The 13,933-nt window shown below is 70.4% G+C and carries 12 protein-coding genes; 8 read left to right on the top strand and 4 right to left on the bottom strand.

What is annotated here, in order from left to right:
• Nucleotides 1-131 precede the first annotated feature (131 nt).
• The gene (locus EXE46_RS10475) at nt 132-1,313 is read right to left on the bottom strand and encodes a M24 family metallopeptidase (RefSeq protein WP_137688342.1); all 1,182 of its coding nucleotides are present in this window, start codon (nt 1,311-1,313) and stop codon (nt 132-134) included.
• A gap of 233 nt (nt 1,314-1,546) precedes the next feature.
• Between EXE46_RS10475 and EXE46_RS10470 the strand changes: the two genes are divergently transcribed.
• The gene (locus tag EXE46_RS10470; protein ID WP_137688341.1) at nt 1,547-3,214 is read left to right on the top strand and encodes an aldehyde ferredoxin oxidoreductase family protein; all 1,668 of its coding nucleotides are present in this window, start codon (nt 1,547-1,549) and stop codon (nt 3,212-3,214) included.
• A gap of 56 nt (nt 3,215-3,270) precedes the next feature.
• Here EXE46_RS10470 and EXE46_RS10465 read toward each other — a convergent pair whose 3' ends face one another.
• Entirely contained in the window at nt 3,271-4,647 is a 1,377-nt protein-coding gene (locus EXE46_RS10465; protein WP_394348195.1) for an aspartate aminotransferase family protein, read from the bottom strand.
• A 188-nt stretch (nt 4,648-4,835) separates the two neighbouring features.
• On the opposite strand from EXE46_RS10465, the gene endA reads away from it, so the two are divergent.
• From endA to EXE46_RS10445, 4 genes are all read left to right on the top strand, one after another.
• Complete coding sequence (endA, locus tag EXE46_RS10460; protein WP_137688339.1) at nt 4,836-6,005, top strand: tRNA-intron lyase; 1,170 nt, start codon at nt 4,836-4,838, stop codon at nt 6,003-6,005.
• Nucleotides 6,006-6,059: 54 nt separating this feature from the next.
• The gene (locus tag EXE46_RS10455) at nt 6,060-6,656 is read left to right on the top strand and encodes an LURP-one-related/scramblase family protein (RefSeq protein WP_137688338.1); all 597 of its coding nucleotides are present in this window, start codon (nt 6,060-6,062) and stop codon (nt 6,654-6,656) included.
• A 66-nt stretch (nt 6,657-6,722) separates the two neighbouring features.
• Nucleotides 6,723-7,025 (top strand): ribbon-helix-helix domain-containing protein, encoded by a 303-nt coding sequence (locus EXE46_RS10450; protein WP_137688337.1) that lies wholly within the window; start codon nt 6,723-6,725, stop codon nt 7,023-7,025.
• Nucleotides 7,026-7,520 (top strand): hypothetical protein, encoded by a 495-nt coding sequence (locus EXE46_RS10445; protein ID WP_137688336.1) that lies wholly within the window; start codon nt 7,026-7,028, stop codon nt 7,518-7,520.
• 41 nt (nt 7,521-7,561) lie between these two features.
• Here EXE46_RS10445 and serS read toward each other — a convergent pair whose 3' ends face one another.
• Together serS and EXE46_RS10435 are read right to left on the bottom strand one after the other, a co-directional pair.
• Complete coding sequence (gene serS / locus EXE46_RS10440) at nt 7,562-8,932, bottom strand: serine--tRNA ligase (RefSeq protein WP_137688335.1); 1,371 nt, start codon at nt 8,930-8,932, stop codon at nt 7,562-7,564.
• A 455-nt stretch (nt 8,933-9,387) separates the two neighbouring features.
• Complete coding sequence (locus tag EXE46_RS10435) at nt 9,388-9,960, bottom strand: hypothetical protein (protein ID WP_137688334.1); 573 nt, start codon at nt 9,958-9,960, stop codon at nt 9,388-9,390.
• 131 nt (nt 9,961-10,091) lie between these two features.
• Here EXE46_RS10435 and EXE46_RS10430 point away from each other — a divergent pair, with 131 nt between their 5' ends.
• From EXE46_RS10430 to EXE46_RS10420, 3 genes are all read left to right on the top strand, one after another.
• A complete protein-coding gene (locus EXE46_RS10430) occupies nt 10,092-11,423 on the top strand; it encodes a dihydroorotase (RefSeq protein WP_137688333.1) in 1,332 nt (443 codons plus the stop codon).
• Between the two features lie 214 nt (nt 11,424-11,637).
• On the top strand, nt 11,638-12,702 hold the full coding sequence (locus EXE46_RS10425; protein WP_137688332.1) for a MoxR family ATPase: 1,065 nt from the start codon (nt 11,638-11,640) through the stop codon (nt 12,700-12,702).
• Between the two features lie 30 nt (nt 12,703-12,732).
• The gene (locus tag EXE46_RS10420; RefSeq protein WP_137688331.1) at nt 12,733-13,881 is read left to right on the top strand and encodes a DUF58 domain-containing protein; all 1,149 of its coding nucleotides are present in this window, start codon (nt 12,733-12,735) and stop codon (nt 13,879-13,881) included.
• Nucleotides 13,882-13,933 lie beyond the last annotated feature (52 nt).

Genomic DNA, 13,933 nt, shown 5'->3' with positions numbered 1-13,933 from the left:
CTGTGTGGTGACTTGGTCAGCGTCGCGTGGTACGGTCGTGCGGTGACTTGGTCAGCGTCGCGTGGTGCGGTCGTGCGGTGACTTGGTCGGCGTCGCGTGGTGCGGTCGTGCGGCGTGGTCGATGACCCCGGTCAGGCGGTGAACAGCTCGCGCGGGAACTCGGCGAGCGTCTCCGCGCCGGAGGCGGTGACGTGGAACGTCTCGCTGATCTCCATGCCGATCTCGTCGGTCCAGATGCCGGGGATCATGTGGAACGTCATGTCCTCTTCGAGGACCGTCTCGTCGCCGGGGCGGATGCTCGCGGTGTGCTCGCCCCAGTCCGGCGGGTAGCCGAGCCCCATCGAGTAGCCGATGCGGTCCTCCTTTTCGAGGCCGTACTGCTGGATCGTGGTCCGCCACGCCTCCTCGACGGTCTCGCACTTGACGCCGGGCTCGGCGGCGTCGAGCGCCGCCTCCAGCCCCTCGACGACGATGTCCGCGGTCTCCCGGAGCTCGGTCGGGGGGTCGCCCACGAACGTCGTCCGGGCCAGCGGCGAGTGGTAGCGATGCCGGCAGCCGGAGAGTTCGATGATCACCGGGTCGCCGTCCTCGAACTCGCGGTCCGTCCACGTGAGGTGGGGCGTTCCGGTGTGGTCGCCCGACGGCATCAGCGGGACGATCGCCGGGTAGTCGCCGCCGTACTCGTCGGTGCCGTCGATCAGCTGCTGATAGATGGCGGAGGCGACCTCGTACTCGGGGACGCCCTCGCCGACGGCGTCGAGGCCGGCCCGCATCGCGTTCTCGGAGATGCGGGCGGCCTGCCGCATGTACTCCAGCTCCTGCTCCGACTTCTTGACCCGTATCCAGCCGACGAGCAGCGTCGCGTCCGCGAACTCGGCGTCCGGGAGGTTCCCCTGAAGTCGCGTGTACGACTTCGCGGTGAAGTAGGCGGCGTCCATCTCCAAGCCGATCCGGCCGTCAGCGACGCCGAGCTCGTCGAGGACGCCCGCGACGTAGTCCATCGGGTGGAGATCGTGCGGCGAGTGGACGTGGTCGTCGCTGTACGCGCGGATGCTGTCGTCGTCGAGGTGCGTCGTCGCGCGCGCGCCGTCGCCGTCCATGTCGCGGCCGATCCAGATCGGCTCGTCGCGGTCGGGCGTGACCACGACCGCCTGATGGACGTAAAACGACCAGCCGTCGTAGCCGGTCAGGTAGTTCATGTTCGCCGGATCGGCGACGACGATGGCGTCGAGGTTCCGCTCGCGCAGCCGCTCTTTCGTCCGAGCCACTCGCCGCTCGTACTCGGCCTCGTCGAAGATGTGTTCCCGTGGCATGGTAACAGGACGTCTACGAAGGGGAACTGCCAGTCGTATAAATTTAGCGTGTACATTACAAACAGATACTGTGTACAACTCTCGCCACGCATCTCGGGAATTCGGCCCGAAGCGACGCTCAGACGCTCCGGAAGCGCTCGATGGGTACCCCCTGAGAGCGGTCGAGAGAGATTGAGGACACCTATCCGTCGGCTTGGCCCGGTTTTTTGTGTCTCGTCTACGGAGGGAGTCGTATGTTACACAGCACCGGACCGCTGCTGTCGATCGACGTCGGGGAGCGGACCGCGTCCGAGACGGACATCACGGGGATTCAGGAGCGATACATCGGCGGGCGAGGCGTGGCGACGCGGCTCGCTCACGAGCGGATCCCGTTCGACGCGGACCCGCTCGGCGCCGAGAACCGCGCCGTGTTCACCACCGGGCCGATGCAGGCGTCGCAGATGAGCTTCACGGGCCGGACGAACTGCACCGCGCTCTCGCCGCTGACGGACGGGCTCCTCTCGTCGAACGCGGGCGGGTTCGTGTCCCGACACCTCGCAGCGACGGGGTACGGGGCGATCGAACTCGCCGGCGCGAGCGACGAGCTGGTCGTCGTCCACGTTCGCGACGACGGCGTCGAGTTCGAGTCGGTGCCGGAGCTCGCCGGTGCGACCGTCCCGGAGACGACGGAGTACCTCCGGGACGAACGCGACGTCTCCAAGGAGCAGACGGCCGTGATCGGTCCCGCGGGCGAGAACGAGGTGCGGTTCGCGTCGGTGATGACGACCGAGGAGCGGGCGTTCGGCCGCGGCGGGCTGGGCGCGGTCCTCGGCTCGAAGAACGTCAAGGCGGTCACGTTCGACGGGGACTCGGCCCCCGACGTCTCGATCGACGCGACCGCGAACGACGTCCACCGCGAGGCGGCCACCGAGGACCACATCATGAAAGAGCAGGGGACGGTGGCGGTGATGGACCTAGCCAACGAGATGGACGGGCTCCCGTCGTACTACTTCTCCGAACGGTCCTTCGAGGGCGTCGAGGGGATCAACGGCGCCGCGGTCGCGGAGAAGAAGTACAAGAAGGGGACGTGCTCGGCGTGCGCGTTCGCCTGTAAGCTCCCCACCCGCGACGAGGCCCGCGGCGTGGAGACCGAGGGCCCCGAGTTCGAGGTCGCGATGGCGTTCGGCTCGAACTCGGGGGTCGACGACATCGTCGACGTGATGAAATCGAACCAGCTGTGCGACGAGTACGGGCTCGACGCGATTTCGGCGGGCAACACGATCGCCGCGTACCTCACCGCCGAGGACGAGTTCGGCAACCGCGAGCTGATCTGGGACCTCGTCGAGAAGATCGCCCACCGCGACGGGGCCGGCGACCGGCTCGCGGAGGGGATCGGCCGGATTCACGACGACCTCGGAGTCGGGAACTGGTCGGTGAAGAACATGGACTTCGCGGCCCACGACGGGCGGTTGCTCCACGGACAGGCGCTCTCGTACGCCGTCGCGAACCGCGGCGCCGACCACATGTACGCGACGTTCTACTCGGTCGAGTACCCGCTGGTCGAGGAGGACGAGGCGATGGAGCCGGCGGGGTTCGAGGGGAAGGCCGAGCGGCTCGTCGAACGGGAGAACCTGATGGCGCTCAACGACAGCGGCGTCGTCTGCAAGTTCTCCCGCGACTTCATGACGCCGGAGCGCTACGAGCTGCTGTTCGACGCCGACTTCGAGGAGCTGCTCGCGGCGGGCGCCCGGACCGTGACGCTTGAGCGGCACTTCAACAACCGGCGCGGGATCGACCGCGGCGACGACCGCCTCCCGTACGCGGACGAGCTCCCCGGCCTCGACGACGCGATCGACGCGTACTACGAGGCGCGCGGGTGGAACGACGACGGCACGGTCCCCGAGGCCGCGTTGCCGACGTAAGGAGGCGCACTCGGCCGGATACCCGCCCGAAGGTTCTTGTTCCGGCTCCGGACGCCCTACTCGGCGACCGCCAGCTCGGCGGTCGCCTCGATCGCGTCCGCGATGATCTCGGTCCCGACCTCGGCCTGCTTCTGCGTTAAGACGAGCGGCGGCAGCAGCCGGAGGACGTTCCCGTACTGGCCCGCGGTCCAGACGAGGACGCCGTGCTCGTAACAGTACTCCTGGATCGCGTCGACGCGGTCGGAGTCGGGGTCGCCGTCGGCGTCCACGAACTCGGCGCCGACGAACAGCCCCTTCCCGCGGACCTCCCCGACGCCCGGCGCGTCCTCGGCGGCGTCGTGGAGCCGGTCGCGGATCCACCCGCCGACCTCGGTCGCGTGGTCGAGCAGGTCGTGCGACTGGATGTACTCGATCGCGCGGAGCCCGCCGACCATCGCGGGGACGTGCCCCCGGTAGGTGCCCGCGTGGTCGCCCGGCCCCCACGTGTCGAGGTCCTCGTGGTACATCGTCCCCGACAGCGGCTGGCCGTTCCCGCCGAGCGCCTTCGCGGTCGTCATCACGTCCGGCGTCACGTCGTAGTGCTCGGAGGCCCACCACTCGCCGGTGCGGCCCATCCCCACCTGGATCTCGTCGAACATCAGCGGCAGGTCGTTCTCGTCGGCGATCTCGCGGAGCCCGGAGAGGAACCCGTCCGGCGGGGCGACGACGCCGCCCTCGCCCTGGATCGGCTCGACGAAGATGCCCGCCGGGTCCGTGAGCCCGCCGTACGGCTCCTCGACGATGGCCCTGACCTCCCGGAGCGCGTGCTCGACCGACTCCTCGGGGCCGCGCCCCTCCTGGAACGGGTAGGGGAACGGCGCGTGCACCACGTCGGACAGCAGCGGCCCGTAGGGCTGCTTGAACTTCTTGTTGGCCGTGATGCTCATCGCGCCGGCCGTCGCGCCGTGGTAGGAGTTCCGGAAGGCGATCAGGCCGTTGCCGCCCGTGTTGTACTTCGCGAGCTTGATCGACGCCTCGACGGCGTCGCTGCCGGTGGGGCCGCCGAAGACGAACCGACTGTTGCCGGCGAGGTCACCGGGGGCGATCTCGTCGAGCTTGTCGATGAGTTCGAGGCGCGGCTCCGTCGGGAAGTCCACGGTGTGGGTGAGCTTGTCGATCTGCTCGTGGACGCCCTCGTTGACGTAGGGGTTCGCGTGGCCGACGTTGTACACGCCGATGCCGGCGAAGAAGTCAAGGAAGACGTTGCCGTCGGCGTCCTTCAGCGTCGCGCCGCGCCCCTCCTCGAACGCGAGCGGGATGTCGTTCGGGTACGCGACGGCGCTGCTGTCGATCTCCTGCTGTCTGTCGAGGAGGCGTCGCGAGTTCGGACCGGGGACTTGGTCGACGCTCGGTTCCTCCGCGAAGTGTAGGTCGTGGATCGGCGGTCCCGCCATAATCCAACCGATATGACACGCCTACATATGATTGGTGTAACCAGCAATCTATGACAGCGTACACGAAATCTGTTCAGCGAGTGCGGGTACCGCCGGGAGCGCACGGGCCTCCGGTCGCTTCGGCCACGGCTCCGAGGCCGGGTCGGCCGACCGCAACCCCCTTCCCTCGGCCGCTCGGTCTGACGCGTATGCAACCGACGGGACACCTGCGAGGCGACGCGGTCCGCGTCGGCGGGGACGCCCGCCAGCGCTTCTACGACGCCCGGGGGTACGGGCGACCGCTCGACGGCAACGAGATCGCGCTCTCCCGGGTCGAGGCCGCGCACCTGCTGTTCCGCGGCGACCTCTCGGGGATCGCGCTCGAAGACGACTCCGCTCCCGTCGGCTTCGAGCGCTTCTTCGTCGCGAGCGCGGCCGCCGCCGACCGCTTCGCGGTGCGGTTCCTCGTCTACTCGGACCTCCGCGACCGCGGCTTCTACCTCTCGCCCGCCCGCGAGCCGTGGCCGGGGGGGAGCGACGCCCCGAGTGACGCGGTCGACTTCGTCGCCTACGAGCGCGGCGCGACCCCCGACACGGGCCGCGTGAAGTACCCGATCCAAGTCGTCGGCGAGCGCGAGTCGGTCGCGGCGAGCGGTCTGGCCGGCCGGACCCTCGCGGTCGTCGACGAGGAGTCCGACATCACCTACTTCGCGGCCGAGGACGGCGCGATCGAGGGCGCGACCGGCTACGAGCCGCCCGCTGACCTGACCGGCGTGCTCCTCGCCGACCGCGTCGTCGTCTGGGACGCCCCCGAGGACCTGTACGAGCGAGGCTTCTACGGGCGCCCGCTCACCGGCCGCGCGGCCGACGTCGAGGGCGCGCTCCAGCTCTCCCTCGTCGAGGCCGCGGCGCTGGCCGCCGACGGCCGGCTCGCGCTGTCCGCATCCGTGGGAGTTGGAGACGGCGGGGGAGAGACCGGCGACGCCGCCGCCCGGGTCGTCGCCCGCGGCCGCGACGTGGAGGGCGAGCGGTTCGACCGCCGGCTCGCCGTCTACCGTCGGCTCCGGGCCGCCGACACCGTGCCGAAGACCGGCTTCAAGTTCGGCGCCGACTTCCGGACCTACCTCGACGTGGAGACGGTCGAGGACCTCCCGCACTCCGAACACCTCGTGCGCGTCGTCGAGTCCGACCATCGGTTCTCGCCGCGCGAGCTCTCGCTCGACGTGCGCCTCGCCGGCGGCGTCCGCAAGGAGATGGCCTTCGCGGTGACCGGGATCGGCGAGGGGCGCCGAGACGCCGGCGGCAGCGACGCCCGCGACGCCGGTGCGTCCCCGAACGCCGACGTGGAGTGGGTCACCGTCGACCGACTCACGCCCTGAACGCGCCGTACATCGAACAGAAGCCTTTTTTGACCGGTCGGCGTCGTCGCGCCCATGTCGTTTCCCTCCGAATCCGAGTCGAGCGCGTACGACATCTCGACCGTCGACCTCAGCGACGACCGCTACGAGGTCAAGCAGTCGATGATCCGGAACAAGTACGCCGTCCGCGACAGCGCGGGCGACGTCGTCCTCCGCGGGAAACAGAAGATGTTCAAGCTGAAAGAGGAGTTCCCGTTCGTCACCGGCGACGGCGAGGACGCCTTCTCGGTGAAGGCGGGGGGCATCATGGACGTCGGCGGCAACTACGCCATCGTCGACGCGGGCACCGGCGAGGAGGTCGTCGTCTTAGACGAGGACTACTCGCTGTTCGTCGAGAACTGGACGGTCCGCGACCCCGAGACGGGCGAGGCGCTGGCGACGATTCAGTCGAAAAATAAGCTCCTCTCCGCGCTCCGGCATCTCGTCGGCGCCGCGAACCTCATCCCGAACAAGTACGAGATATTCGACGCCGACGGCGGCCACGTCGGCGACATCGAGGGGAAGTTCTCGATGCGGGACGCCTACACGGTCACCATCGACGACGCGAGCGACGTGCCGAAGGAGGCGGTGATCGCCGCCGCGTGTATCCTCGACGCCTTAGAGAACAAGTAGCGGCGCGGGCGGCGTCCCGACGGAACCGGCGACAGGAATTTCACACTGTACGTACAACGTGTGTACATGAGCACGAAGCGCGTCAATTTCCGGCTCCCCGAAGAGCTGGTGGAGCAGGCCGACATCGCGGCGGAGGTGGCCCATAAGAACCGCACGGAGGTTCTCGTCGAAGCGCTCCGGCAGTACTTGGCCGAGATGGAAGACGATGAGCGCTTCCGCGAGGCGGTCGTCGAACTGTATCTCGACGACACAGTCGCGTTCGACACGCTCGTCGATCTGATCGGTCGGCAGGACGCGGAGTCCGTTCGCGCGTCGAAGGAACTGCTCGACGACGGGGAGGCGCTCGCCGACGAGCTCGCGGACCAGTGAATGCTGGTCGTGGAAACGAGTGCGTTCGTGTCGCTCGCGCTCGGCGACGTCCTCGGCCTCGTGACCGCCGAGTTCGAGGTCGTCTCCACGGAGACGGTAGGTGACGAGCTCCGAGAGACCGCCGCGTATGACGACCGACACGGTGACGCCGCCGGTCGGGCGCTGGATCTGATCGACAACATCGACATGCTCGCCGTCGCCGACGAGAGCGAGTGCGTCGTCACGAGTCGGATCGACGAGGGGGAAGCGACCTGCGTCGTCGCCGTCCGCGAGACCGACGCGGGGTTCCTGATCACCGACGACTACAGGGCCCTTCCGGAGCTCCGAGCGGCGGTCGAGTCTCGAGTCGCGCTATCACCGATTGTCCTCCGGGCGTTGGTCAAACGCGACGCGCTCGGCGAAGAAGAAGCACAGACGGCGTTCGAGACGATTTCGGAGGGGCGCGACTGGCTGGAGGCGCCGATCCACCGGTACGCGAGAGAGCTGTTCGAATGAGGAAGAAGGGACGTATCGGTCCCGGTTCGGGACCGATACGCCTACTCCCCGCCGAGCTTCGACTCGCCGACGGCGTCGTGGCCCTCGATGACCTCCGTGCCGCCCATGTACGGGCGCAGCGCCTCGGGGACGGTGACGGTGCCGTCGTCGTTCTGGTAGTACTCCAAGATCGCGACGACGATCCGCGGGACCGCGAGCCCCGAGCCGTTCAGGGTGTGGAGGTACTCCGCGGACTCGTGGTGCTCCTCGCGGTACCGGATGCCGGCGCGGCGCGCCTGGAAGTCCTCGAAGTTCGACACCGAGGAGACCTCCAGCCAGCGGCCGCCCTGCTCCGGCCCCTCGTCCATGTCGTCGCCGGGTGCCCACACCTCGACGTCGTACTTCTTCGCCTGCGTGAAGCCGAGATCCCCGGTACACATCTCCAAGATGCGGTAGGGGAGATCGAGGCGGCGCAGCACCTCCTCGGCCTCGTCGACGAGCCCCTCGAAGCGCTCGTCGCTCTCCTCGGGCCGCACGAAGTTCACCATCTCGACCTTGTTGAACTGGTGGACGCGGACGATGCCGCGCGTCTCGGTCCCGTGTTCGCCCGCCTCCTGGCGGAAGTTCGGCGTGTACGCCTGATACTTGAGGGGAAGGTCCTCGCCGAGGAGGATCTCGTCGCGGTGGAGGTTCGTGACGGGCACCTCCGCGGTCGGGAGCAGCCAGAGGTCGTCGTCGTCGTACGCCTCCTCGTTCGACCCCTCGACGCGGTAGGCGTCCTCGGTGAACTTCGGCAGTTGGCCGGTGCCCCGCATCGACGCGGAGTTGACCGGGATCGGCGGGAACACGTCCTCGTACCCCTGCTCGCGGTGGACGTCGAGCATGAACTGGATCAGCGCGTGCTCCAGTCGGGCGCCGTCGCCCTTCGCGACGTAGAACCCGGCGCCGGCGACCTTCGCGCCGCGCTCGAAGTCGAGAATCTCCAGCTCCTCGCCCAGGTCGTAGTGCGGCTCCACGTTCGCGGGAAGCTCCCGGAGGTCGTCGAACCCCTCGCGGCGCCGTTCGACGTTCTCCGACTCGTCTTCGCCGACCGGCACGGAGTCTTGGGGGATCTGCGGCAGTTCGAGCAGCGACGCCTCCAGTTCGGCCTCCAGCTCCTCGGCGCGCTCCTCGATCGCCTGGAGCTCGGCCTTGAGGTCCTGCGAGCGCTCGATCGCCTCCTCGGCCGCCGCCTCCTTCCCGGCCGCCTTCAGCTCGCCGATCTCCGAGGAGACCTCGTTGCGCTCGTGTCGGAGGTCGTCGCCGCGCTGTTTCAGCTCCCGCCACTCCTCGTCGACGTCGAGTATCCGGTCGAGGTCGAGGTCGACGCCCTTGTTGTCGAGCGCTGCGCGGACGACCTCGGGGTTCTCCCGGACGAACTGTCGAGACAGCATTTGTCGGGGGTTCCGCGGGGCGACCCAAAACCGTATCGGAGCGCCGCTACCGTCTCACAGCGTCTCTTATTAATTAGCACTCGGTACTCGGCGACGAACACTTGTAAATCGCCAGCCGCTCGCTTATAAGTGGTCGAACGTGTCTCGGTCGAGAACACCGCCAAAGCCCCAGCCGCGAGGCGGGCGTACACTCGTTGCGCTCCTCGGTCGCTCACTTCGTTCGCTCCCTGCGGTGCTTACGTCGTCTACGCCCGCCTCGCGACTGCCCCTTTGAGTCCAGCCCCGCCCGCACCGCTCCGCACAGCACCTCACGCCTCCCCAACCTCGTCAGTCGCCTCCGCTTCGCTTCGGCGACTGACTCCCTCGCGCGTGCTGCTCGGCCGCAAGGCGGCCTCGCAGGCACGCGCCACCGCTCCGTGCGTTCGTTTATAAATCGATGGCCAACGACTGGGTCGTCAGTAGCCGCCCGGCAGCGCCATCCCGACCGCGAGCGCGACGAGCGGGACCGCGGCGACGAGCGCGTACCACAGCCCGGCACCGCCGAGGAGGAGCCACGTCGAGACGCCGTATCCGGTCGGGTCCCAGTCGAGCCCGAGCCGCGGGAGGCCGAGGGCGGCGACCGCCGGCGCGACGACGGCGACGACGACCGCGCCGAGCAGCGCCGTGAGGAGGAAGCCGGAACTCCACGCGGGACCCGCCTCGGCGGCGCGCGCGACGGTGAGGACGACGCCGACGAGATACGGCACCGAGAGCCCGACCGAGACGGCGAGGTACGAGGGGAGGAGCCGTCCCCTCGGCGGGAGCGCGCGGAACAGCGCCCTGAGGCGCTCGGCGGCGAGGAACGGCGCGCAGAGTCCGGCGGCGACGATCCCGGGGAAGAGGACCAGCGCGAGCGTCCACAGCCAGCCGACGGCAGCGTCGACGAGCGCTGGGACCGCGGGAGCGAGAGGCGAGGCCGAGAGCGGGACGAAAGGCGAGGCCGAGAGCGGGGGGAGGAGCGCCGGAAGGGCGGAGAGTACCGAGACCATACGCGGGAGGAGCCGGTGCGGGCGACAAACCTCTTGTGGTGGCTCGGGGCGGAGCGACGGCGGCCCCGGCGCCCCCGTCGCGGCCCGGAACCACCAGCGTTTATCCCGCTCGCCGCGACCGGCCGACAACGATGCTCATCACGGGCGCGACGCTGGCCGACGGTCGGGTTCGAGACGTGCGGATCGGCGACGACGGACGGATCGACGCGGTCGCCGAGGGACTCGGCGCCGACGCCGGCGAGCGCGTCATCGAGGCCCGCGGGCGCCACCTCCTGCCGGGCGCGGTCGACGTCCACGTCCACTTCCGCGAACCCGGCGGGAGCCACAAGGAGACGTGGGCCTCGGGCTCGCGGAGCGCGGCCGCGGGCGGCGTCACCACCGTCGTCGACCAGCCGAACACCTCCCCGCCCACCGTCGACGGGGCGGCGTTCGACGAGAAGGCCGCGCTCGCGGCCGACTCGCTCGTCGACTACGGGCTCAACGGGGGCGTGACGTCCGACTGGGACCCCGAGCGCCTCTTCGACCGGCCGCTGTTCGCGCTCGGCGAGGTGTTCCTCGCGGACTCGACCGGCGACATGGGGATCGACGCCGACCTGTTCGCGGACGCGCTCGACGAGGCCGCCGCCCGCGACGCCCCCGTCACCGTCCACGCCGAGGACGCGACGCTGTTCGACGAGTCGGCGCTGGAGGGCGACCTCGGCGGCGTGGGCACGGCCGCGACCGTCGACGCGTGGTCGGCCTACCGGACGGCCGACGCCGAGGTCGAGGCGGTCGAGCGCGCGCTCGCGGCGGCCGCCGACCGCGACACGCAGATCCACGTCGCGCACACCTCGACCCCGGAGGCGGTCGACGCGGTCGGCGAGGCCCGCGCGGACGGAACGAACGCGACCTGCGAGGTGACGCCGCATCACCTCTACCTCTCCCGCGAGCGGGCGCGGTCGCTCGGGACGTTCGGGCGCATGAACCCGCCGCTCCGGTCGGAGGCGCGCCGCGAGGCCCTGTTCGCGCGGCTCGCCGACGGCGACGTGGACGTCGTCGCGACCGACCACGCGCCGCACACGGTCGAGGAGAAGCGCGCGGGGCTCGTCGACGCGCCGAGCGGCGTCCCCGGCGTCGAGACGCTGTATCCGCTCCTGCTCGAATCGGCCCGGAACGGGGAGTTGTCGCTCGAACGCGTCCGGGACGTCGTCGCCGCGAACCCCGCCGAGATCTTCGGCCTCGACCGGAAGGGACGGGTCGCGGAGGGGCGCGACGCCGACCTCGTCCTCGTCGACACCGCCGACCCGCGCGAGATCGAGGCCGCCGCGCTCCACAGCGCGTGCGGGTGGACCCCCTTCGAGGGCCTTCGCGGGGTCTTCCCCGAGATCACGCTCGTCCGCGGCGAGGTCGTCTACGAGCGCGACCCGGCGACCGGGTCGGCGTCATTCGGCGAGCCCGTCGGGCGGAACGTCAGAGAGTCGTAGTCGCGCACGGCGAGAGCTTGGTGCGGTCGACGCCGAGACGCTGAGACATCGAGACGCTGGACGCCAAAACGCCGAAATCGGCCGCGACGAGCGGACCACCGTCGGCGGAACGCATATCCCGTTCCTCGACTAACCGTTGTGTATCGATGATCATGGGGAGCATTCGCACGGTCGCGTCCAGACGGCCGGCCGACCCGGTCGAGGTCGGCCGGAGATGACGGACCCCGGAGAGTCGGGACGGGCCCCGACCGGTCCCGCCGAGTCGGCGGAGGCGGGATCGGTTAACGCGGGGTCGGTCAGCGCGGAATCGAGCGGCAGCGAGGAGACGGGGGCGACAGCCGCCGCGGCGACCGACCTCGAAACGCCCGCCGACGTCGCCGCGCTCGCGGACCGGGTCGCCAGCGAGGTCGAGGACGTGATCGTCGGCAAGCGCGAGGCGGTCGAACACGTCCTCGTCACCGTGCTGGCTCGGGGACACCTCCTCGTCGAGGACGTGCCGGGCGTCGGGAAGACGACGCTGGCGAAGTCGGTCGCGCGCTCGATCGACGGCTCGTTCAAGCGCGTTCAGTTCACGCCCGACCTGTTACCCTCCGACGTCACGGGCGTCAACGTGTTCAACCGCCGGACCGACGAGTTCGACTTCCAGCCCGGCCCGGTGTTCGCGAACGTCGTGTTGGGCGACGAGATCAACCGCGCCCCGCCGAAGACGCAGTCGGCGCTGCTGGAGGCGATGGAGGAGAACCAGGTGACCACCGACGGGACCACCCGCGAGCTGCCGGACCCGTTCTTCGTGATCGCGACCCAAAACGACGTGGAGCCGGGTCAGACGTACGAGCTTCCGGTCGCGGAAGTCGACCGCTTCACGAAGAAGATCCGGCTCGGCTACCCGGACACGGAAGAGGAGACCGCGATCCTCGGGCGGCTCACCGGCGACCATCCGGTCGACGCGGTCGAACCCGTCGCGACGATCGACGACGTGCGACGGGCCCGCCGGATCGTCGGCGAGATCGAGGCCGCTGAGACGGTCCGGGAGTACGTGGCCCGCCTCGCGGTGTACACCCGCCGGAACGCGCGGCTCGGAGCGAGCCCGCGCGGCAGTCTCGCGCTGATCCGCGCCTCGCAGGCCCGCGCGGCCCTGGAGGGCCGCGGCTACGTGATCCCCGACGACGTTCAGGCCGAGGCGCCGACCGTGCTCTCACACCGGGTCCGGACCGAGTCGGGCGGGACCGACGGCGCCGACGTCGTCGACGACGCGCTCGACCGGGTCTGGGTGGAGTGACGAGATGACCCCGTCCCACCTCCCGGAGAGATGACGCCCACGCTCACCCGTCGCGGACGCGTCGCCGTCGCCGCCGGGGTCGTCGCGGCCGCCAGCGCGCTCGTCGCCGGCGGGCGCGCGCTCGACGCCGTCGTGATCCCCGTCGCGATCGCGATCGCGGCCGGCTACGTTCAGGTGTCGCGAGTCGAGGCGCCCGCCGTCCGACACGTGACGCCCCCCGACGGGTTCGTCGGCGAGACTCGCGGCGTCCGCTTGGAGTTCGGTCCCCGGGGCGAACGGAGCGGTGAGGCCGGGCCGTCCTTCCTCGCCGACGTGCGCGTTCGGGTCGACGAGGGGCTCGACGGACCGACCGCCCCGATCCGGGCGGCCGTCGGCACGGAGCCGGTGTCGTACCGAATCGGCTACCGCGAGCGCGGCGAGCGGACCCTCGGACCGATAGAGCTCACCGTCACGGACGTGTTCGGGCTGTTCGAGCGCGAGCTGGTCGTCGACGAGACCGACTCCGTGACGGTGTTCCCGCCCCGCGATCCGATCCCGACGCGGTTCCGGCGGGAGCTGTACGCGGCCGACGCGGTCGACGTGAGCCGGGAGCGCGAGGAGTTCGACCGGCTCCGCGAGTACACCCGCGGCGACGCGGTCCGCGACGTCCACTGGGCGACGACGGCGAAGCGCGACGAGATCGTCGTCAAGGAGTTCGCCGCCGAGACCGCCAGGAACCGCGTGACGATCGCGGGCGGGACGGAGGTCCGCGGCGGCGAGCGAACGGGGTTCACCCCCGGTGGCCGCGGCGGCGACGCGACCGACGACCGCTCCGCGAGCGCGGCCGCGGCCGACGAGCTCGCGCGGGCGACCGCGAGCCTCGCGCTGGCGCTGCTCGACGACGGCGTGCCGGTCGACGTCCGGCTTCCCGCCGGGCGCGTCTCGGCGTCACCGGGCGGTCGCGGGCGGCGCGAAGTGCTCGAACTCGCGGCGCGGACCGGACCGGGCTCGGTGCCCGACGACGAGGCCGACGTGACGATCGTCGCCGAGGCGGACGGCGCACGGTTCCGGACCGGCGAGCGCTCCGTCTCGTTCGCGGAGCTGCGCCGCGAGGCGGACGAGGAGGCCGGGGCGAACGCCGGCTCCGGAGCGACGCGGACCGGCAACGCGACGGGTCGACCGGAGGTGGCGTCGCCGTGAGCCGCGGCGCGCTCGACGAGCCGGGTCGGCCCCGAAGCGGGTCGAGCGGCGG

This window comes from Halorubrum sp. GN11_10-6_MGM, assembly GCF_005435165.1.
Lineage (GTDB): Archaea > Halobacteriota > Halobacteria > Halobacteriales > Haloferacaceae > Halorubrum.
The sequence above is the reverse complement of the archived record's forward strand: the minus strand, read 5'-3'. Positions and strand labels throughout refer to the sequence as shown.

What these genes read in the sequence shown, in the direction of transcription:
- EXE46_RS10430 (WP_137688333.1), top strand. Translation starts at nt 10,092, where the DNA reads ATGCTCATCACGGGCGCGACGCTGGCCGACGGTCGGGTTCGAGACGTG.
- EXE46_RS10470 (WP_137688341.1), top strand. Translation starts at nt 1,547, where the DNA reads ATGTTACACAGCACCGGACCGCTGCTGTCGATCGACGTCGGGGAGCGG.
- serS (WP_137688335.1), bottom strand. Translation starts at nt 8,932, where the DNA reads ATGCTGTCTCGACAGTTCGTCCGGGAGAACCCCGAGGTCGTCCGCGCA.
- EXE46_RS10420 (WP_137688331.1), top strand. Translation starts at nt 12,733, where the DNA reads ATGACGCCCACGCTCACCCGTCGCGGACGCGTCGCCGTCGCCGCCGGG.
- EXE46_RS10435 (WP_137688334.1), bottom strand. Translation starts at nt 9,960, where the DNA reads ATGGTCTCGGTACTCTCCGCCCTTCCGGCGCTCCTCCCCCCGCTCTCG.
- EXE46_RS10450 (WP_137688337.1), top strand. Translation starts at nt 6,723, where the DNA reads ATGAGCACGAAGCGCGTCAATTTCCGGCTCCCCGAAGAGCTGGTGGAG.
- EXE46_RS10445 (WP_137688336.1), top strand. Translation starts at nt 7,026, where the DNA reads ATGCTGGTCGTGGAAACGAGTGCGTTCGTGTCGCTCGCGCTCGGCGAC.
- endA (WP_137688339.1), top strand. Translation starts at nt 4,836, where the DNA reads ATGCAACCGACGGGACACCTGCGAGGCGACGCGGTCCGCGTCGGCGGG.
- EXE46_RS10475 (WP_137688342.1), bottom strand. Translation starts at nt 1,313, where the DNA reads ATGCCACGGGAACACATCTTCGACGAGGCCGAGTACGAGCGGCGAGTG.
- EXE46_RS10465 (WP_394348195.1), bottom strand. Translation starts at nt 4,647, where the DNA reads ATGGCGGGACCGCCGATCCACGACCTACACTTCGCGGAGGAACCGAGC.
- EXE46_RS10455 (WP_137688338.1), top strand. Translation starts at nt 6,060, where the DNA reads ATGTCGTTTCCCTCCGAATCCGAGTCGAGCGCGTACGACATCTCGACC.
- EXE46_RS10425 (WP_137688332.1), top strand. Translation starts at nt 11,638, where the DNA reads ATGACGGACCCCGGAGAGTCGGGACGGGCCCCGACCGGTCCCGCCGAG.